This window comes from Musicola paradisiaca NCPPB 2511 (assembly GCF_000400505.1).
Lineage (GTDB): Bacteria > Pseudomonadota > Gammaproteobacteria > Enterobacterales > Enterobacteriaceae > Musicola > Musicola paradisiaca.
On the sequence record NZ_CM001857.1, the window covers coordinates 3,311,619 to 3,331,829 of the forward strand.

Genomic DNA, 20,211 nt, shown 5'->3' on the forward strand with positions numbered 1-20,211 from the left:
CCTCCATTTTACTCAGTTAACATTAAAAACCGCCATGTCTGTGTTCGCGATTGTCGCCTTGGTGGCTTATTTCGTCAGTCTGGGACTCATCATTCCCAGTATTGTACGGAAAAACGGAGCCTACCGCCGTCTGGCTGTGGTATCGGCCATACTCGCTCTAATCAGCCATGCCGTTGCGTTGTATCAACGTATCTTTGATGTGTATACCGGGCAGAATCTCAGCTTGTTGAATATCGGGTCGTTGATTAGCCTCATCATCTGCGCCGTAATGACCATCGTCGCCTCCCGCAACCGCGGCTGGTTTCTATTGCCCATTGTGTATACCTTTGCCTTTATCAATCTGGCATTCGCTAGTTTTATTCCCGGCGAATTCATTACACACCTGGAAGCCACGCCCGGCCTTATGATCCACATTGGTCTGGCGCTGTTTGCCTATGCGACATTGCTGATCGCAGCATTGTATGCATTACAGCTCGCGCTGCTCGATTATATGTTAAAAACCAAGCGTCTGAATTTTGCAGCGGACATGCCACCGTTATTGGGTATTGAGAGAAAGATGTTTCATATCACTCAAGTCGGCGTCATCTTGCTGACGCTGACGCTCTGTACCGGCATGGTTTATATGAACGATCTGATCACGAATAAAGAGAATTTGCACAAAGCGCTGTTTTCTCTATTGGCGTGGTTTGTCTACATCCTGCTGCTATGGGGACACTATCATGAAGGATGGCGCGGACGCCGCGTCGTATGGTTCAATCTGATTGGTGCATTGATGCTGACATTGGCCTATTTCGGCAGCAGGGTTATTCAAAATTTTCTCGCCGCCTGATATGAGTTTCCGATAATAAAAAAGAGAGCCTTAGCTCTAATGCCAGTCACTTAAGGTGACTGGCATTGTTTTTAAAAGGGTATTTGGGCTTTTTTTGCCTCACTTCTCTTTCATACTCCCGCTCCCGTCTCGGCGGCAGTTTCAGCATCGCGGCATTGCTGTAGAAGTGCTTCAGGTGTCCCGGCACTGCCCCCGGTGAGGACCATGGCAGCCCGATTAACAGCCGCATTATTTCTGCCACCGAACCACTGAAGCTCAGCTGATACGGCAGATAATCTCCTTTCAGGCTGAACGCCATTTTCACCATCTGATACCGCACCAGGTTGTATGTCAGTAGTCTCCCCCACAGCTCCTGTCTCACCATCTCCGGTAATTTACTTCTCAGCGTCCAACGGTTGCCGCACAGGAACTGCTTCGCCTCACGATACCCCAGTTCGATTTCCCACCGGTGTTTGTAGCGTTCTGCTATGTCTGCCGCCGGGTAACGCATCGCGTCCGTCATCGAGGTGACAACCTGACGTTCCACACCGTTAACCTTCCTGCTGATTAACCGGACAGTGAGCTCATCCGGCAGACCTTCCCACTGTTTTCTTGCCTGTGGCGAGGTTTTCAGCGTTATCAGTTCATCCTGCCTGCCCAGTCTGCGTATCACCTCATACTGCGTGCCCTTTTTCAGCGGCAACAACCAGTGGCGGTTCTCACCTGCCCTGTGCCAGTCATGTAGCAGGCCTGTTGACCAGAAGCCCCTGTCGAACAACGTCACGCTATTATCCGGTGCCTGCTTTGCCAGTCCTGCCGCCAGCCGCATCTCATTAACGTCATACCGGCCCATCACGCTGGCGCGCAGCAGGTGACTGCTCAGTTCCATCAGACACACCATGCGGACCTGCGGGAAGCCTTTTTCACCGTACTGATTTTCCGCTTTCGCGAAGGCAGCGGCATTTTCCGGTGTGTCGGGCGTTCGCCAGACCACGCCATCAACGGCGTTCAGCGTCAGCCCGTTCCAGAGCGGATGCCGGGCTCCCTCATGCCAGTGCTGTTGTGTCAGTTCGAACAGCACTCTAATGGCATCCTCACCCAGCGTTTTGCGGCGGGCAATGACGGAGCTGGGTGCGGTAAAAGGTCTGCCAGTCCGGTCAGCGATGTCCATCAGATTGACGATATGGGACACAGGCTTGTTGTTGAAAATAGCCATACCTATAACCAGCCAGACCATGGATTCGAGGGGAAGCTTACGCTTACGTAGCGTCACGGTATCCGTGAGGGTAAAGGCCTGCTGAATAAGGTCGGGGGAAAGGAGGTCGGCAAGACTCTGAACTTCATCGGGAGCGGTAAGATTGATAATGCCGAGGGCCTGTGAAAGTTCCATTAAAAAGGGTCCATGTGAAGACATGAACCCTTTTTACATCAGCCACCGGATCGGTCAACCGATCCTTAAACGATCGGCATTAACCCAACGGGTGTTTTTTTATTGTCATTATGCGCCGTTGCCGGCGCCATCCAGAAGAGGATTACTGGTTGTAAGCATTTTCGCCATGGCTGTTGACGTCCAGACCTTCGCGTTCCTGTTCTTCAGGTACACGCAGACCAACGGCGATATCAGCAATTTTGAAAGAGATGAAAGCTGCAACGCCGGACCACACAATGGCGACGATAACACTGAACAGCTGAACCCAGAATTGATGCGCCATCGTTACGCCATCGGCATAACCTATGCCGCCCAAAGAAGCGGAGGTAAAAATACCGGTCAGCAAGCAGCCGACGATACCGCATACACCGTGAACACCGAACACGTCGCAAGGATCGTCAACACGCAGCCATCTTTTCAGCACGGTGACACCCCATAGGCCGGCAAAACCACCCGCGAAACCGATAATCATGGCACCGCCAATCCCAACAGTACCCGCAGCCGGAGTAATGGCAACCAGCCCGGCAATACAACCGGAGCAAGCCCCCAGCAGAGAGGGTTTGCCACGAGCAACCCACTCGCCGATAACCCATGCCAGAATCGCAGCAGCAGTCGCAACTACCGTGGTCAAAAACGCCAGACCGGCAATATTGTTGGCCGCAGCGGCGGAACCGGCATTAAAGCCAAACCAACCGATGTACAGAATCGCAGTTCCCAAGAACACCATCGGCAAGTTATGCGGCTTGAACGCTTCTTTACCGAAACCGACACGTTTGCCCAGCAACAACGCACCAACCAAACCAGCAACAGCGGCGTTGATATGTACAACGGTACCACCCGCAAAGTCCAGAGCGCCATCAGCAGCCAGATAACCACCGCCCCAAACCATATGGGTCATCGGCAGATAGGACAGCGTGAACCACAATGTGGAGAAAATCAGTACCGCAGAGAAGCGGATGCGCTCACCCAAGGCACCAATAACCAGGCCAACGGTAATGCAGGCGAAAGAAGCCTGATAGGCAACATGGATAAACTGGTAGAAAGTACCGCTTAGGGAATTGATCGTGATGCCGTTCAGCATGAAGTTAGTCAGGCCGCCGAAGAACGGGCTGCCGGTACTGAAAGCCACGCTGTAACCGTAAATCACCCACAGAATACAGACCAACGCAAACGCTACAAAAATCTGAGTCAACATGGACAAAACGTTTTTGCCACGAATCAGACCACCGTAAAACAGCGCCAAGCCGGGAATTGTCATGAAAAGCACCAGAGCGGTACAAATCATCATAAACGCATTATCCGCTTTATCAACGACAGGTGCTGGCGTATCGGCCAACACCCATGCTGGCAGCATGGCAGCAGCACCAAGACCTAACGACAAAGAAAGTTTCTTCATTTTTTCACTCATCCCTATTTAAAGGCTAAATCAGGCAGTTTCTTATAATGCAGCTTCGTCGGTTTCACCGGTACGAATACGGATGACACGCTGCAATTCAGCAACGAAAATCTTGCCGTCGCCAATTTTTCCGGTATAAGCAGCTTTGCTAATCACATCGATAACTTCGTCCAGTTGATCGTCGGCAATAGCAATGTCGATCTTCACCTTGGGCAGAAAGTTAACGCTATACTCCGCGCCACGATACAATTCAGCATGACCTTTCTGGCGTCCAAACCCTTTCACCTCAGTGACGGTGAGCCCCTGGATGCCCACAGAAGATAACGCTTCACGCACATCTTCCAGCTTGAACGGTTTAATTACGACAGTAACCAGTTTCATTCTCATCCCCCTAACCATGTAAGTTCAGGCCTGCGCCCGTCACTCTCAAATATGTCGACGCGATCACTAAAGCAAATCATGTGCCATAAATGATTTATCTGGTCAAAACGAGAAAAAAGCGACGGTCTCAAGGGTGAGAAGATATAGACCGTATAAAGTATGGACAATGACGGGAAAAACAGGAGCGCGAAGCGCACAAAAAAAGTGCATCGCGCCTGCTTTCAGTGCACCACGATGAATGCAAGGGCACCAGGCTGCCAAGTTATGGTGCGAAGTGTTACGTTATGCCCGATTTCATGGTGCTTCAGGGCACCATGCCTGCTGTACGACAGAGATCTGCGCTCACTAACTGTTGTCCGGCCTGCTGCAGCTGATACATCTGGTAATAGCGGCCTTGCTGAGCCAGCAGTTGTTCATGTGAGCCGTGCTCTACCGTTCGGCCATGATGCAGCACCAGAATGCTGTCGGCCTCGACGATAGTGGAAAGACGATGCGCGATCACCACCAACGTAGTATGGTCACGCACCAGGCGCAGAGCACGTTGGATAGCCTGTTCAGTACCGGAATCAATATTCGCAGTCGCCTCATCCAGAATCAGAATCCTCGGCGTTTGCACCAAAACCCGGGCCAACGCCAACAATTGCTTCTGGCCAACCGACAGATTATTGCCTTGTTCGCCAATACGACTGTGAATTCCCTCAGGCATCGCTCTCACCAAATCGGCCAACTGCACCGCTTCCAATGCGTGCCAGACACCGTCTTCACTGATATCGCGCCCCAATGTCACATTGGCATACATCGAATCGGCCAGAACGACGGGATCCTGTTGAACCATCGCCACATCCTGACGCAGAACCTGATGGGAAAGCGAAGACAACGGCCGACCGTCAAGCTGGATATCACCACAGTCCGGCACGTAATACCCCATCAGCAAATTTGCCAACGTACTCTTGCCGCTGCCGGTATGGCCGACCAATGCAATGAAACCGCGATCAGGCACCTGCAAGCAAATATGACTCAGCACAGGTTTACCGGCGCGGTAGGAGAACGTGACATCGTTAATACCGATGCGCCCGCTAGCCAGCGCCCTGGCGTCTTCGCCGTACTGCTGACGCTCACCATCCATCAGCTCAAAGATCCGCTCGCCGGCGACTACCGCCTGTTGCAGGATCGACTGTTGCGTCGTCAGTTCGATAAGCGGCTCATTCAAACGGCCAAGGTAGTTGATAAACGCATACAACACGCCCACACCGACGGTACCGACAGGGCTAAAACCGAACAACATCAATAGCCCACAAAGTACCATGGCGGAAAACAAGCTAAGCAACGGACGGAGCAGAAAACCATCCAGACGCAGCGTCTGCATTCGCGCCTCGTAGTGCGACCAACTGGCCTGACTCAACACACGGCCGAACTTCCCCTGTTGGCGGAACTGCTGAATCACGCTCATGCCATTAATGGCCTCATTAAAACCATCATTAATATCAGCGAGATAACTGCGGACCTGGCGCACAATCGGCGTACTGTAGCGCTGATAGATCACCATCACGACCAGTACCGCAGGGAAAATTGCCATACATACCAGTGCCATACGCCAATCGAGGCTGAACATGGCTATCAGCATGGCGCCAATCAGCGCGGTGCTTCGCAACACACTGCCGACCACCATTACGTACAGGTCTCTGACAACTTCGGTATCGTTAGTGACTCGGGAAATCAACTGCCCTACGGGTTGCGTATCAAATACTCCCAACGGCTGCCGCAACGCCGCATCCATCACATCGGTACGCAATTGCTGCACAACACCAACCGCCACCCGATTAAACATCAGCGCCTGTACATAGTGCAGCAGCGCAGCCAGCGCCTGAAGCGCCACGTACCCTACCGCCAACCCGAGCGCCAGTTGAACAGGAAACTCGCCCCGAGCGATCACATGGTCGATAAAATAACTGACCAGCGCAGGCCCAGAGACCTCGGCCGCCGCCGCGAGCCACAGCAACAACACGCCCCCGCCAAGCGATTTACGCCACGGTATACCGTATGCCAACAACCGTTTCAGCGTGGGCCATAATGAACGGGAAGACGTCATGCTGTTTGTACCTCTTCTTCTACAGGCACATCATCCAGTGCAGCTTCCAGTTGCTGGTAACGATACATATCCCGATACCAGCCAGTCGATTGGGAAAGCTGTTGATGTGAACCACGCTGTGCCACATGGCCTTGCTGTAAAACCAGAATCTCATCGGCATCAGCCAACGCGGACAGACGGTGAGCGCTGATAATCAGCGTCCGTTTGTGCCCCCATTGGCGCAGATTACTCAATATCTGATGCTCGGTTCGCCCATCGACCGCCGATAACGCATCATCCAAAACCAGCACTTCCGCCTCCAGCAGCAACGCTCGGGCAATCGCTATACGTTGTTTTTGCCCGCCGGAAAGCATCACGCCGCGCTCCCCCACTTCCGTCTGATACCCCTGAGGCAAACGCAGAATGTCGTCATGCACATTGGCCAGGCGAGCCGCTTCCTCAATCTGCAACGACGTCGCCCCTGGACGACCCAGAGCGATGTTGTTCGCCACCGTATCTGAAAAAAGAAATGGCATTTGCCCTACGACGGCAAACCGGCTGCGCAGTACATCCAAACGGATGTCGGGCAACGGCAAGCGGTGGTATTCAATCTTCCCTTCCGCTACGTCAAAATGACGCAACAGCAGCGCCAGCAGGGTACTTTTCCCCGAGCCGGTGGGCCCACATAACCCCAAGGTTTTACCTGGTTCCAATGTAAAGCTGACGTCATTGAGCACCGACGGCAAGCTTTGCGGGTAATGAAATGAACGGATATCAGCCGTCAGCAGGCCGGCTGTTTCCGGTAGATCCCACACGCCATCCATCACGACCAACTCTTCGGACAACAGATGACGAATACGGCTATACGCAGCACTACCACGTTCAACGATGTTGAACATCCACGCCAACGCCAACATCGGCCAGATCATCAATCCCAGATACATCACAAAACTGGTTAATGCCCCCAAGGTCAGAGAACCGTGAATAACCATCCAACTGCCTCCGCCCACGGCCAGCAAATTGGACATAGCCACCGCAATGTAAATTGTCGGATCGAAACGGGCATCAACCTGCGCCACTCGCATGTTTTTGGCCCCGGCATCCGCCGCCACCTCGGCAAAACGGCGAGACTGATAGTCCTCCAGACCAAACGCCTTAATCATGCGGATACTGGTCAAACTCTCCTGCGCCTGATCATTCAGCGATGAGAACGCCGCCTGAGATAGCTTGAAACGCTGATGTAACTGCGAGCCGTAATGCTTGATCACCAACGCCATCAGCGGCATGGGGATCAGCGCCAGCAGCGTCAGTTGCCAACTGAGTTGGGTACACATCACCACCAACACCGCACAGCCCATCACCAACGAATCCACCAGCGTTAGCACCCCCTCACCGGCAGCAAACACAACGCGATCGACATCATTGGTGGCGCGGGCGATAAGGTCGCCAGTGCGATGACGCAGATAAAAAGCGGGGTGTTGTCGGCTAAGTTGTTGATAGAAGCCTTGCCGCAGCTCGACCGCAAGTTGATAGGCCGCGCCGAAAAGCCAGATACGCCAAAAATAACGCAGCAAATAAATCAGCGCCGCGATCGCCAGCATCACGCCTATCCAGCGCAATATCGTCGATGCCGACATATTGTCGCGGGTTACGCCATCCACGATAACGCCGACCAATTTCGGCGGCAGCAATTGCAGGATAGCGATCACCATCAACAGGATTACCGCCCCCAGATAACGCTTCCATTCGCGGCGAAAATACCATCCCAATTGAACAAAAAGTCTCACGCAATAGTCGTCCGATAGCTGAAGATCAAGGTTGTGGCGCAACAAGCGGCACATTATACATGAAGTACACAGCGGATAATTTTATACCTGCAGCGGTAACGCCGTCGTATGCTTGATGCGTTCCATGGCAAAGCTGGAGGTGACGTCCACCAACCCCGGAATGCCATTCACCAGCCGTTTGTAAAAATTGTCGTAACTCTTCATATCGGCGACCTGCACCTGCATCAGGTAATCGTATTCGCCAGCCATACGGTAAAATGTCAGCACTTCCGGCATCTCCGAAACGAAGCCGGAAAACTCACGATACCAGGTGCTGTTATGGTGCTGAGTTTTCAGCAACACGAACGCCGTTAATCCCAAACCCACTTTGTCACTATCCAGCAATGCCACGCGCGCGGTGATATAGCCCTCTTCTTCCAAGCGTTTTAGGCGCTTCCAACAAGGCGTCGACGTCAGGTTCACCGCTTCCGACAACGCCTGCAGCGACAGCGTACAATCCCGTTGCAGCAAAGAGAGCAACATTCGGTCAGTTTTATCTAACATAAAGCAACCTTATAGAAAAATTTTCTCTTATTACCCACAATGACGACTAAAAAAGCAATATTTTTTCCCAATACACAGAGTAGGCTAGCATCATAACAATACAGAGCAGGACACATCATCATGACCAACACCTGGGTAAAAAACGCCATCAGCGCCATAGAAGCTGATTTTCAGCGTTCAGCCGACACGCACCTGATCCGTTTTACGCTGCCGGCATACCCCGGCATCTACTTTTATCTTAAAGACGAAAGCACGCATCCCAGCGGCAGTCTGAAACACCGCCTGGCGCGCTCGCTGTTTCTTTACGGATTGTCCAATGGCTGGATTAAGGAAAATACCACCATTATTGAAGCGTCCTCCGGCAGTACCGCCGTCTCCGAGGCTTATTTCGCCCGTTTACTGGGCTTGCCGTTCATCGCGGTGATGCCGTCCTGCACGGCGAAAAGGAAAATCGAGCAAATCTCCTTCTATGGCGGCAAGTGCCACTTCGTGGAACATTCCGACCAGATCTATGCCGCTTCCGAACAGTTGGCCCGTGAATTAAATGGTCACTACATGGATCAATTCACCTACGCCGAACGCGCAACCGACTGGCGCGGCAATAACAACATTGCCGATAGCATTTACCGCCAGATGGAGCGCGAACCTTTCCCTATTCCTGATTATCTGGTGATGAGCGCCGGAACCGGCGGAACCTCCGCCACCTTAGGACGCTATATCCGCTATAAAGGGCTGGACACCCGTTTGCTGGTGGCAGACCCGGAGAACTCCGTGTTCTACGACTATTACCACCAGCGTGATCGCTCAATCATGGGCAAATGCAGCAGCCGTATCGAAGGAATCGGCCGCCCGCGCGTGGAACCCTCTTTTATCCCCGATGTTATCGATGAAATGGTAAAAGTGCCTGACGCCGCCAGCGTTGCTACCCTCTACTGGCTCGAACGCATTCTGGGGCGCAAGGCAGGCCCATCCACCGGAACCAACGTCTGGAGCATGTTGCAAGTGGCGAAGAGCATGGTTGCCGAGAACAGGCAAGGGGCCATCGTTACGCTGTTGTGCGACAGCGGCGATCGCTATCTCGACACCTATTACAATCACGGTTGGGTAAACGCGCACATCGGCGATATCTCCCCCTACTTTGCCCAACTTACCGCTCATACCACTCCACAGAATGCCAAAGAGCCGCAACCAGCCTGACGAGTATCCCTTCGCGCTGAAGCGTGAAGGGATTTCAGTTACCATATGCGTTAATGACGTTCTTTCCCGACCGCATCTCACACTTATTCACAAAAGGAGAATTGGAAATGTCATGCGCAGTTGTGGTTTTCAGTGGCGGACAGGACTCCACCACTTGTCTGATTCAGGCTTTACAACAATATGATGAAGTTCATTGCGTCACATTCGACTACGGGCAACGACACCGCGCGGAGATCGATGCGGCAGCTGAGCTGACACAACGTCTGGGGGCCCGTGCCCACAAAATTCTGAATGTCGAGCTACTTAATCAATTGGCAGTCAGCAGCCTTACCCGAGACAGTATCCCGGTTCCTGAATACGACGAAACAAGTGAAGGGCTGCCAAGCACCTTTGTGCCAGGCCGCAATATTCTTTTTCTGACATTGGCATCCATTTACGCTTACCAGGTCGGCGCAGAAAGTGTCATCACCGGTGTATGCGAAACCGATTTTTCCGGCTACCCGGATTGCCGCGACGAGTTTGTCAAAGCGCTCAATCAGGCGGTGTCGTTGGGGCTTGCCAGAGAGATACGTTTCGTCACGCCGCTGATGTGGCTTAACAAAGCAGAAACCTGGGCATTGGCGGATTACTATCATCAGTTAGACACGGTAAAACACCATACGTTGACCTGTTATAACGGCATCAAAGGAGAAGGGTGCGGTCAGTGTGCAGCCTGTCACCTACGCGCCCAAGGGCTTACCCAGTACCAGCAAAACAGAGCAGCCGTCATCGCCTCGCTGAAGAGTAAAACCGGTCTGAAATAACCTCGAAGGCCAGACCAGAGACGTCAGCTTCCGGTCTGGCTCCCGTTTCTTTACAGGTTCGGAGGCTTTCCCCATCGATGAGAAAAGCCCCGACGGAACATCACCCTGCGCATATTACAGCCTGATGCGCGACTGGTTGCGCTCCACCAACGCCGCGCCAATCCCCGGAACCTCCTGCAGTTGTTCTATCTGGGTAAAAGGGCCATTCTGCTCGCGGTAGGCCACAATCGCCTGAGCCTTCTTCAGACCGACGCCGTTAAGCGCCGCGGCCAGTTGTTCCGCACTTGCCGTATTGATACTTACTTCTTCTTCATCCGTGGTAAGGGCTGATTTGGCGTTTTTGCCCTGTTGATGTTCAGCCGCCGCGCTAACCGACGATTTCTCCGGTTCGGCTTTAGGCGTTGCCGCCTGCAACCAGGGAGAGATCCCACCCAACGCCATCCCCATAAGCAAACAAAGCGCCTTGATTCCAGATTTTCTCATGCTGTTTCCTCCTTGTATTTGACAGCGAAGCTACATTGCCTCAGCCAACTATCGGCAGCAAACAGCAAAGTCAAAATGTGGAAAAGGCCGCGAAAGCGGCCTTTGTCAGTTGCAAGGAATTGCAGAATTTTGCGAGGGCTATTGCGCGTCCTGCGCCGCATCCCCCAGTTTTATCTTGGCTTCGTCATGCAGATTGGCGATCAGAGAATCAAACAGCGTCGCTAAAGCGCTCTGCTCTATCTGAGCGGCAAATTGCTTCTTCTGTGCGGCTTCAAGCTCACGCGCCTTCACATTATCCAGCGCCACGATCACAATGTTGCCGACTTGATCCTGGGCAATCCCATAGGACACCTTGTCCTTCTGCGGATGCGGTAAAGAGAATACGGCCTCTGACATTACATCGCCGCGACCGACGGAAGACATAACCCGAGGGGCGCTGAAACTGAGACCAGCAGCGGTAAGCGTGTCATTCTTGCCCTGCTTCAGGTCAGCCAGAATCTTTTCGGCATCAACGCGCGCCTGCTGCTCGGCTTTCTGGCGCTTTATCGCCTGAACAACTTGGTCACGCACCTTGTCTAACGGCTGGGTAGCTTCCGGTTTGTGTTCGCTGATACGCAGAACGAAAGCCCGATCGCCATCCACATTAATAACGTCCGAGTTGCTACCGGGCGCTCCATTTTCTCCAGTCAGGGTACCGTTCAGAATCGCCTGTTTCACCTGAGGAAAATCCAGCGCGGCGGGGATATTGTCGCGAGTGAACCAGTCAGTTTGACGCGCTTTGATGCCAGAAGCTTTTTCCGCCGAAACCAGCGATTCATTATCATTGCTGGCCGCTTCACTGAGCTTCTGCTGTTGCGCGTAAAACTCGTCCAATGCTTTTTCGCGTTTAACCTTATCACCCAGATCACCGCGTACCTCATCCAGAGAACGAACACGCTGCACCTGGATGTCGTCCAGACGCACGATCAGATACCCCACAGATGACTTAACTACATCAGACAACTGCCCTTTCTGCTGTAGATTGGCTTGCTTAATCTCGTCAACGGTGGAATTGCCGTCCATCCACCCCAGATCGCCGCCATTGCGACGGGATACAATATCCGTTGACTTCTCTTTCGCCAGTGCGGCGAAATCCGCACCTTTATGCAGCTGTTCCAGTACGGCTTTAGCATCAGCCTCATTTTTTAACTGAATAATGCTGTATTTACGACGCTCCGGCTGAGTGAATTCGCTCTTGTGCTGCTCGTAGTAACTGCTGACAGCCGCGCTATCTACCGAGATTTTGTCCATGATGGCAGCGGCATCCAGCATGATGTAGCTGACTTTGAACTGCTCCGGCGCCAGGTAGCGCGAGCTGTTCTGGTTGTAGAAATTCTGTATTTCATCATCGGAAGCCGTCTGGGTTTTCGCCCGGGCATCCAAATCAATGGTCGCGGTACGGATAGTACGATCCTGCGCTGCTATAGCGACCAGATTGTCGATCTCCTGCGGCAACTGGAAATTACTGCCGCCCAGACCACGAACCAACTGTTGCGTCACCAATTGTTTGCGCAACAGTTGCGCATAGACATCCGGCGTTAATCCTAATTGCTGTACCTGGGCAAGGTATTTTTCGTTATCAAAGCGATTATTAGTCTGGAAGGCGGGAACAGAGAAAATAGCCTGTTTTACCTGTTCATCACTGATATTCAGCCCCAGATTACGGGCGAATTGATCAATTAACGTATCGTCGATCAACTGGCTCAATGCTTGTTTGCGCAACTGCTGCATATACCCTTCGTTCGCAGCCAGTGCGGAAAAATTCTCGCCCAACATCTCCTGTTGACGGTTGCGTTCATTTTGTACCGCCTGTTCCAACTGCGCGCGGGAGATTTCCTGACCATTAACCTTGGCGGCGTAATCACCTGAACCACGGATCAGATAGTCACCTACCCCAGTCAATACAAATGAACCAACGATCAAAGCAAGAATAACTTTAAGCACGACGTTGTTAGCGGCCGCGCGTAAATTGTCCATCATAATGTGACAACACTCCGCTGTAGAATGGATAACACTCCCTGCGCAGGCCGTAGCCATGCTTCCATGCTGTTGCTGTAGCCGAATCCGGCCAGGGCGCACTCAAACAGATACCTGATAACAGTAATTCGAATTACCCGTAAAAAAAGGCACATCATGGCATGATGCGCCTCTATATTACCTTACCCATCGCGCCACGTCAGGCGATGTTTAGGCTACAAACCGTCCTGCCAAACGAATCTGCTATTTTATAATCAGTTCACAGCGTCTTTCAGCGCTTTCCCAGCACGGAAGCCCGGCACTTTTGCGGCAGGAATGCTGATCTCTTTCCCGGTCTGTGGATTACGACCGGTGCGGGCTGAACGTTCACGAACGGCGAACGTACCGAAACCAACCAGAGCAACATCATCTCCTGCTTTCAGAGATTCAGTAACAGATCCAATAATTGCATCTAACACTCGTCCTGCAGCCGCCTTGGAAATATCAGCGTCGGCGGCAATTTTGTCGATCAATTGTGACTTGTTCACTCTTTCATCCCCTCTGAAATTCAGTATTCACGCAGATCATCCGCGCGTCATATAGCTTTCTGTCGAATCTAACAACCGGTCAACCAGCCTACCGGTAACAGTGCTCTAACTTAGCGGCACGAAAAAAGGCTGGCAAGCATCATTTAACTTACCAGCCTTTATTTTGTCAGTGGTTTTTGCGATAGGTCACTATTTTGCCGGAGAAGTGACGACCTCCATCCCATAAGGCGCATCCTGCAACGCCAAAGCCAGCACTTCTTCAATCCGTTTCACCGGATGGATATCCAGATCGGCAATGACATTCTGCGGTATATCTTCCAAATCACGCTTGTTCTCTTCGGGAATCAGCACGGTTTTGATTCCACCGCGATGGGCCGCCAATAGTTTTTCTTTCAGACCGCCTATCGGCAGAACCAAACCACGCAGGGTAATTTCGCCGGTCATCGCCACGTCGGCACGCACTGGATTGCCGGTCAGGCAAGAGACCAACGCCGTGCACATGGCGATACCCGCACTGGGGCCATCTTTCGGCGTAGCGCCTTCAGGCACATGCACATGGATATCGCGCTTTTCATAGAAATCCGCATTGATACCCAGCGTTTCCGCTCTGGCCCGCACTACGGTCAACGCAGCCTGGATCGACTCCTGCATGACTTCACCCAGCGAGCCGGTATAGGTCAGTTTACCTTTACCCGGTACACAAGCGGTTTCAATAGTCAGCAGGTCGCCGCCGACCTCCGTCCACGCCAGACCCGTTACCTGCCCAACCCGGTTTTCTTCATCCGCACGCCCATAATCAAAGCGTTGAACCCCCAGATACTCTTTCAGGTTATCGCCTGTGATAGTGATGTGCCCAATGGTTTTATCCATCAGCAATGATTTAACCGCTTTGCGACACAGTTTGGAGATCTCGCGCTCCAGGCTACGAACGCCAGCCTCTCGGGTGTAATAGCGGATAATGCCGACTATAGCGCTGTCTTCCACCGTCAACTCGCCTTTTTTCAAGGCATTACGCTCAATCTGCTTCGGCAGCAGGTGCTGACGGGCAATGTTAAGCTTTTCATCTTCGGTATATCCCGACAGACGGATTACCTCCATCCTATCCAACAACGGCGCAGGTATATTCATGGAGTTGGAGGTTGCCACAAACATGACGTCAGACAGATCGTAATCCACTTCCAGATAATGATCGTTGAACGCTACGTTCTGTTCTGGATCAAGCACTTCCAACAACGCTGACGCCGGATCGCCACGCATGTCGGAAGACATCTTGTCAATTTCATCCAGCAGGAACAGCGGGTTTTTCACCCCAACTTTTGCCATTTTCTGGATCAACTTACCGGGCATGGAACCAATGTAGGTGCGACGGTGGCCGCGAATTTCCGCCTCATCACGCACGCCACCCAACGCCATACGCACATACTTACGGCCAGTAGCTTTGGCGATGGACTGCCCCAACGAGGTTTTCCCTACCCCTGGCGGCCCCACCAGACACAGAATCGGCCCTTTAATTTTGCTAACACGACTTTGAACTGCCAGATACTCCAGGATGCGTTCTTTGACCCGCTCCAGACCATAATGATCGCTATCCAGCATTTCCTGCGCTTTGACCAGATCTTTCTTCACCTTGCTGCGGGCATGCCAGGGAACTTGTACCATCCAGTCGATATAGCTGCGGACGACCGTAGCCTCCGCCGACATGGGGGACATCATACGCAGTTTCTGCAGTTCGGCTTCCGCTTTTTCCCGCGCCTCTTTCGGCATATTGGCGGCGTCAACCTTACGTTTTAACGCTTCCTGTTCGTCCGGCGCATCGTCCATCTCGCCAAGCTCTTTTTGAATGGCCTTCATCTGCTCATTCAAGTAATACTCTCGCTGGCTTTTCTCCATCTGCTTCTTGACGCGGCTACGGATCCGTTTCTCAACCTGCAACAGATCGATTTCCGACTCCATCATCGCCATCAGATATTCAAGACGTTCAGTGACGTCTGACATTTCCAGCACCGACTGCTTGTCGGCCAGCTTCAACGGCATATGAGCAGCGATGGTATCAGCCAGGCGGGCCGCATCATCAATACTGTTCAGGGAAGTTAATACTTCAGGTGGGATTTTCTTATTCAGTTTGATGTAACCCTCAAACTGATTGATCGCCGTGCGCATCAGCACTTCCTGCTCGCGCTCCTCAATCGCCGGCGAATCCAGATATTCAGCCTGAGCGGCAAAATGTTCGCCACTATCAGACAAGGTTGTAATGCGCGCCCGCTGCAGACCTTCAACCAAAACCTTTACAGTACCATCCGGCAGTTTCAGCATCTGAAGAATAGAGGCGACCGTCCCTACCGAGAAAAGATCGTTAACACCAGGCTCATCCGTTGAGGCTTCTTTCTGTGCCACCAGCATGATCTTCTTGTCATGATCCATCGCGGCTTCAAGGCATCGAATTGACTTTTCCCGACCAACAAACAACGGAATGACCATGTGCGGATAAACCACCACATCGCGCAGCGGCAATACGGGGATTTCTATGCGTTCGGAACGCTCAGGGTTCATAGAGCTCTCTCTTAGTTTCGTTTCCGCCAGGTTAAGGAAATCTCGTGAAATGCGGACTTCACGGGGCTCACCTATAGGTAATCGAGTATATGGGGATAAATATGTCACATTCAACGACTGAAAGTATGTAAAAACAAATGGGGGGCTAAAACCCCCCATTTTGTCGTTCAACGTTGTTTTTTCGGCTAATTATTCACCAGAAGCCTGCTGGGCTTCTGGTTTGCCATAGATAAGCAGAGGCTCGGACTGGCCGGAAATGACAGACTCGTCGATCACCACTTTATCGACGTTCTCCAACGAAGGCAGATCGTACATAGTATCCAGCAATGCTGCTTCCACAATGGAACGCAAACCGCGTGCACCAGTTTTACGTATCATGGCTTTTTTGGCGATGGCCGTCAGCGCTTCATCACGGAACTCCAGATCCACACCTTCCAGTTTGAATAACGCCTGATACTGCTTGGTCAGCGCATTCTTCGGCTCACGCAGAATCTGAATCAATGCTTCCTCGTCGAGTTCTTTCAGCGTCGCGACGACCGGTAAACGGCCGATGAACTCAGGAATAAGACCAAATTTGATCAAATCACCCGGCTCCACATGCCCCAGTAACTCACCTTCGGTCGCTTTCTGAGTCGAACCTTTTACCGTGGCATTAAAACCGATACCGCGCCCGGTATCGGTACGCTGCTCGATAATTCTGTCCAGACCCGCAAACGCACCGCCGCAAATGAATAGAATCTTTGAAGTATCAACCTGCAAAAACTCCTGCTGAGGGTGCTTACGCCCCCCCTGAGGAGGAACCGCAGCAATAGTGCCTTCAATTAATTTCAGCAGCGCCTGCTGAACACCTTCGCCGGATACGTCCCGGGTAATGGACGGATTATCCGACTTACGGGAAATTTTATCGATCTCATCGATGTAGACGATGCCACGCTGCGCTTTCTGCACATCGTAATCGCACTTCTGCAACAGTTTCTGAATGATATTCTCCACGTCTTCCCCCACGTAACCCGCTTCGGTCAACGTAGTGGCATCTGCCATGGTGAACGGAACATCCAGAAAACGCGCCAGTGTTTCCGCCAGTAACGTTTTACCGCTACCCGTCGGGCCAATCAGCAGAATGTTGCTTTTACCTAACTCAACACCACCGTTGGCTTCACCATTACGCAGACGCTTGTAATGATTGTAAACGGCTACAGCCAGCACTTTCTTCGCCGGCTCCTGACCAATGACATAATCATCCAGGTGACGGCGGATTTCATGCGGTGTTGGCAACGCACTACGCTCACGGTGTGGAGCCACTTCTTTTATTTCTTCGCGAATGATGTCGTTGCACAAGTCCACGCACTCATCGCAAATATACACTGACGGCCCGGCAATCAGCTTGCGTACTTCATGCTGACTTTTGCCGCAAAAAGAGCAGTACAGTAACTTTCCTGAACCGTCTTTGCGCTTATCTGTCATCAGTAAACCTCTTCTTTAGTTCTTGCCCGTGGGCCAACCACATCACGACAGCGTCATAGCAAACGCCGACACAACCACATAGCCGAATACCTAAGCAGAAATCCGCATCGCAGGGAATACGAATTTCCCGGGTAACAGGAAACCCGGTTATTCCCGATGGGTCAGCACGGAATCTACCAACCCGTACTCTACGGCCTCGCCAGCAGAGAGGAAACGGTCACGCTCCGTATCTCTTTCGATAATATCAAGCGACTGACCTGTATGTTTAGCCATCAACTCATTCATACGGGCTTTCACTTTAAGGATTTCTTTGGCGTGTATTTCAATGTCTGTCGCCTGCCCCTGGAACCCGCCCAAAGGTTGATGAATCATTACACGGGAATTAGGTAGACAAAAACGTTTCCCTTTCGCCCCTGCGGTGAGAAGGAAAGCGCCCATTGATGCAGCTTGCCCCATACAGATAGTGCTAACATCCGGCTTGATAAACTGCATGGTGTCATAAATCGACATCCCAGCAGTAATGACCCCGCCCGGAGAGTTAATATACAGATAGATATCTTTTTCCGGATTCTCTGCTTCCAGAAATAGCATCTGAGCCACAATAAGATTGGCCATGTAATCTTCGACCTGCCCCGTCAGGAAGATCACACGTTCTTTCAGCAACCGGGAATAAATATCGTAAGAGCGTTCCCCACGAGAGGTTTGCTCCACAACCATTGGCACCAGAGCCATATGAGGGGTTTGCTTTTCCTGTTCGCCACTGTATGACATTAACGTCTCCTAGATAAAATGCTTTTGGCGCGTAGTATCTGATTCTACTTGAGATATAAAACAATAACCATGCTCTGGATGCTGCGTCGGCCTTTCATCACAGAGCAAGCTCACTGTCGACACCGCCCGCGCATTCGAACACGCCTCAGCCTCCAGCACATGTCTTCTGCGCCACATCCAAGAACGACTGTTCCAGTCAAGGCAATGCAGATAGAGAAACAATGGGTGCACAATGCATGAATTTCAAGCTTACACCCGCGAGGAATTCGGGTTAAAGCAATATTACCTCCCCACCATAAGTCTGCCGCCTCTATGCGGAAAGATTCATTCCCAAGTGATCTCTCAACAAACGCGCTACCAGGAAATCGCTATCCTGACAGCACTGTTGCTCTATTATGAAGGACACATCACACACCATATAAGCATAGTCAAAGACGTGTTGTTCGAAGCTGGTTACTCTAGATAGCCAATCAAAAAACAAAAAACCCGCAGCTTAGCTGCGGGCTATTCAAAAAAGTGTCGGCTTTGGCTATCAGGCTGGGACAGACTGATTCATCAATTCATTGAAGCTGACGGCTTTTTCAACAACTTTAGCTTTGGACAACAGCGTCTCGATTGCCTGTTCTTCCAAGGCAACGTTACGGATGTTGTTAAGCATTTCTTTGTTTTGCTGATAGTAGCTAACGACTTCCTGCGGATCTTCATACGCGGAAGCGATCTCATCGATCAACGTATTTACGCGGGCTTCATCAGCTTCCAATTCGTTGGTGCTAATCACTTCACCCAGCAACAGGCCAACAACGACACGGCGTTTGGCCTGTTCTTCGAACAGTTCGCGCGGCAGTTCATTCGCCTGTTTTTCATTACCGCCGAAACGACGAGCGGCCTGTTGGCGAAGAACATTGATTTCACCATCAATCAATGCAGCCGGAACGTCGATTTCGTTCGCATTGACCAGACCATCAATAACCTGAGATTTAACGCGATTACGGATAGCGCCTTTCAGCTCGCGCTCCATATTCTTACGAACTTCAGCGCGCAGCCCCTCTACAGAGCCATCTTCCACACCGAAACGTTTGATGAAATCAGGCGTCAGCTCAGGCAGCTCGCGCTCTTCAACTTTCTTCAATACAATCGCAAATTTGGCGTCTTTACCTTTCAGGTTTTCCGCGTGGTAGTCTTCCGGAAATTTCACATCGATGGTGAATTCTTCGCCAGCCTGATGACCAACGATGCCGTCTTCAAAGCCCGGAATCATGCGGCCCTGGCCCATGGCCAGTACGAAGTCGGAAGATTTACCGCCTTCAAATTCTTCGCCGTCGACAGAGCCGGTAAAATCGATGGTTACGCGATCTTCAGCCGCCGCGGCGCGCTCAGCCACTTTCCATTCAGCCTGCTGTTTACGTAATGTTTCCAGCATGCCGTCAACATCGGCGTCAGTGACGTCAACCAGCGGTTTTTCGACTTCGATACTTTCCAGACCTTTCAATTCAACTTCCGGATAGACTTCGAATTCAACAGAGTAAGTGAAATCGCCGCCGACCTGGTATTCGCCCGGGACATAGCTAGGGGCGCCAGCCGGATTGATTTTTTCTTTGATGATGGCATCAACGAAATGACGCTGCATCAAGTCACCCAGCACATCCTGACGCACGGAAGCGCCGTAACGCTGCTCAACAATTTTCGCCGGCACTTTGCCTTTGCGGAAGCCATCGATACGAACTTTTTTAGCCACACTAACCAGTTCGCTTTTAACAGCATCTTCAATGCTGGCTGCAGCAACAGTAATCGTTACACGGCGCCCAAGGCCTTGAGTGGTTTCAACAGAAACTTGCATCTTGTTACCTCAAAAAATCACAGTGCTCGGTCAACCTCAGAAGCCGTTATCATCAGGCGCCCCAGGGGCAGCCTTTCCGATCACAGTCCTCACGGAACCAGGACAGCCACTCAGCCGGCCCCATTCCCTGTTGTCAGAAGCGTCCCGAATA

16 protein-coding genes are annotated in these 20,211 nt (G+C 51.9%); 3 read left to right on the forward strand and 13 right to left on the reverse strand.

Annotation, left to right across the window (positions count from 1 at the left end; all coding sequences use genetic code 11):
• Positions 1–34: 34 nt before the first annotated feature.
• On the forward strand, positions 35–829 hold the full coding sequence (locus DPA2511_RS14715) for a cytochrome C assembly family protein (RefSeq protein ID WP_015854541.1): 795 nt from the start codon (positions 35–37) through the stop codon (positions 827–829).
• A gap of 46 nt (positions 830–875) precedes the next feature.
• Here the strand turns inward: DPA2511_RS14715 and DPA2511_RS14720 are convergent, their stop codons facing one another.
• The 6 genes from DPA2511_RS14720 to DPA2511_RS14745 all read right to left on the reverse strand — a co-directional run bounded on the left by DPA2511_RS14720 (position 876) and on the right by DPA2511_RS14745 (position 8,412).
• On the reverse strand, positions 876–2,198 hold the full coding sequence (locus tag DPA2511_RS14720; protein ID WP_015854542.1) for an IS4 family transposase: 1,323 nt from the start codon (positions 2,196–2,198) through the stop codon (positions 876–878).
• A gap of 142 nt (positions 2,199–2,340) precedes the next feature.
• Positions 2,341–3,633, reverse strand: coding sequence for an ammonium transporter AmtB (amtB, locus tag DPA2511_RS14725; protein ID WP_015854543.1), 1,293 nt, complete (start codon positions 3,631–3,633; stop codon positions 2,341–2,343).
• Between the two features lie 42 nt (positions 3,634–3,675).
• A complete protein-coding gene (glnK, locus tag DPA2511_RS14730; RefSeq protein WP_002208627.1) occupies positions 3,676–4,014 on the reverse strand; it encodes a P-II family nitrogen regulator in 339 nt (112 codons plus the stop codon).
• A 304-nt stretch (positions 4,015–4,318) separates the two neighbouring features.
• Positions 4,319–6,103: a SmdB family multidrug efflux ABC transporter permease/ATP-binding protein gene (locus tag DPA2511_RS14735; protein WP_015854544.1), complete on the reverse strand. Its 1,785-nt coding sequence runs from the start codon at positions 6,101–6,103 to the stop codon at positions 4,319–4,321.
• On the reverse strand, positions 6,100–7,869 hold the full coding sequence (locus tag DPA2511_RS14740; protein WP_023638417.1) for a SmdA family multidrug ABC transporter permease/ATP-binding protein: 1,770 nt from the start codon (positions 7,867–7,869) through the stop codon (positions 6,100–6,102). Before DPA2511_RS14740 ends, DPA2511_RS14735 begins: the two co-directional genes overlap by 4 nt.
• Positions 7,870–7,950: 81 nt before the next feature.
• Entirely contained in the window at positions 7,951–8,412 is a 462-nt protein-coding gene (locus DPA2511_RS14745) for an Lrp/AsnC family transcriptional regulator (protein ID WP_015854546.1), read from the reverse strand.
• 120 nt (positions 8,413–8,532) lie between these two features.
• Here DPA2511_RS14745 and DPA2511_RS14750 point away from each other — a divergent pair, with 120 nt between their 5' ends.
• Both DPA2511_RS14750 and queC read left to right on the forward strand, forming a co-directional pair.
• Positions 8,533–9,609, forward strand: coding sequence for a PLP-dependent cysteine synthase family protein (locus DPA2511_RS14750; RefSeq protein ID WP_015854547.1), 1,077 nt, complete (start codon positions 8,533–8,535; stop codon positions 9,607–9,609).
• A gap of 107 nt (positions 9,610–9,716) precedes the next feature.
• The gene (gene queC / locus DPA2511_RS14755) at positions 9,717–10,412 is read left to right on the forward strand and encodes a 7-cyano-7-deazaguanine synthase QueC (protein ID WP_015854548.1); all 696 of its coding nucleotides are present in this window, start codon (positions 9,717–9,719) and stop codon (positions 10,410–10,412) included.
• Between the two features lie 114 nt (positions 10,413–10,526).
• On the opposite strand, the gene DPA2511_RS14760 is transcribed toward queC, so the two are convergent.
• From DPA2511_RS14760 to tig, 7 genes are all read right to left on the reverse strand, one after another.
• A complete protein-coding gene (locus tag DPA2511_RS14760) occupies positions 10,527–10,895 on the reverse strand; it encodes a ComEA family DNA-binding protein (RefSeq protein ID WP_015854549.1) in 369 nt (122 codons plus the stop codon).
• Positions 10,896–11,033: 138 nt separating this feature from the next.
• Entirely contained in the window at positions 11,034–12,914 is a 1,881-nt protein-coding gene (ppiD, locus tag DPA2511_RS14765; RefSeq protein WP_015854550.1) for a peptidylprolyl isomerase, read from the reverse strand.
• A gap of 251 nt (positions 12,915–13,165) precedes the next feature.
• A complete protein-coding gene (gene hupB, locus DPA2511_RS14770; RefSeq protein WP_015854551.1) occupies positions 13,166–13,438 on the reverse strand; it encodes a nucleoid-associated protein HU-beta in 273 nt (90 codons plus the stop codon).
• Positions 13,439–13,627: 189 nt separating this feature from the next.
• Positions 13,628–15,988, reverse strand: a complete 2,361-nt coding sequence (lon, locus tag DPA2511_RS14775) for an endopeptidase La (RefSeq protein WP_015854552.1) — start codon at positions 15,986–15,988, stop codon at positions 13,628–13,630.
• Between the two features lie 189 nt (positions 15,989–16,177).
• Positions 16,178–17,452 (reverse strand): ATP-dependent protease ATP-binding subunit ClpX, encoded by a 1,275-nt coding sequence (clpX, locus tag DPA2511_RS14780; protein ID WP_015854553.1) that lies wholly within the window; start codon positions 17,450–17,452, stop codon positions 16,178–16,180.
• A 147-nt stretch (positions 17,453–17,599) separates the two neighbouring features.
• Positions 17,600–18,223 carry an ATP-dependent Clp endopeptidase proteolytic subunit ClpP gene (clpP, locus tag DPA2511_RS14785; protein WP_015854554.1) on the reverse strand — a complete coding sequence of 208 codons (624 nt, stop codon included), beginning with the start codon at positions 18,221–18,223 and terminating at the stop codon, positions 17,600–17,602.
• A 532-nt stretch (positions 18,224–18,755) separates the two neighbouring features.
• The gene (gene tig, locus DPA2511_RS14795) at positions 18,756–20,060 is read right to left on the reverse strand and encodes a trigger factor (RefSeq protein WP_015854556.1); all 1,305 of its coding nucleotides are present in this window, start codon (positions 20,058–20,060) and stop codon (positions 18,756–18,758) included.
• Positions 20,061–20,211 lie beyond the last annotated feature (151 nt).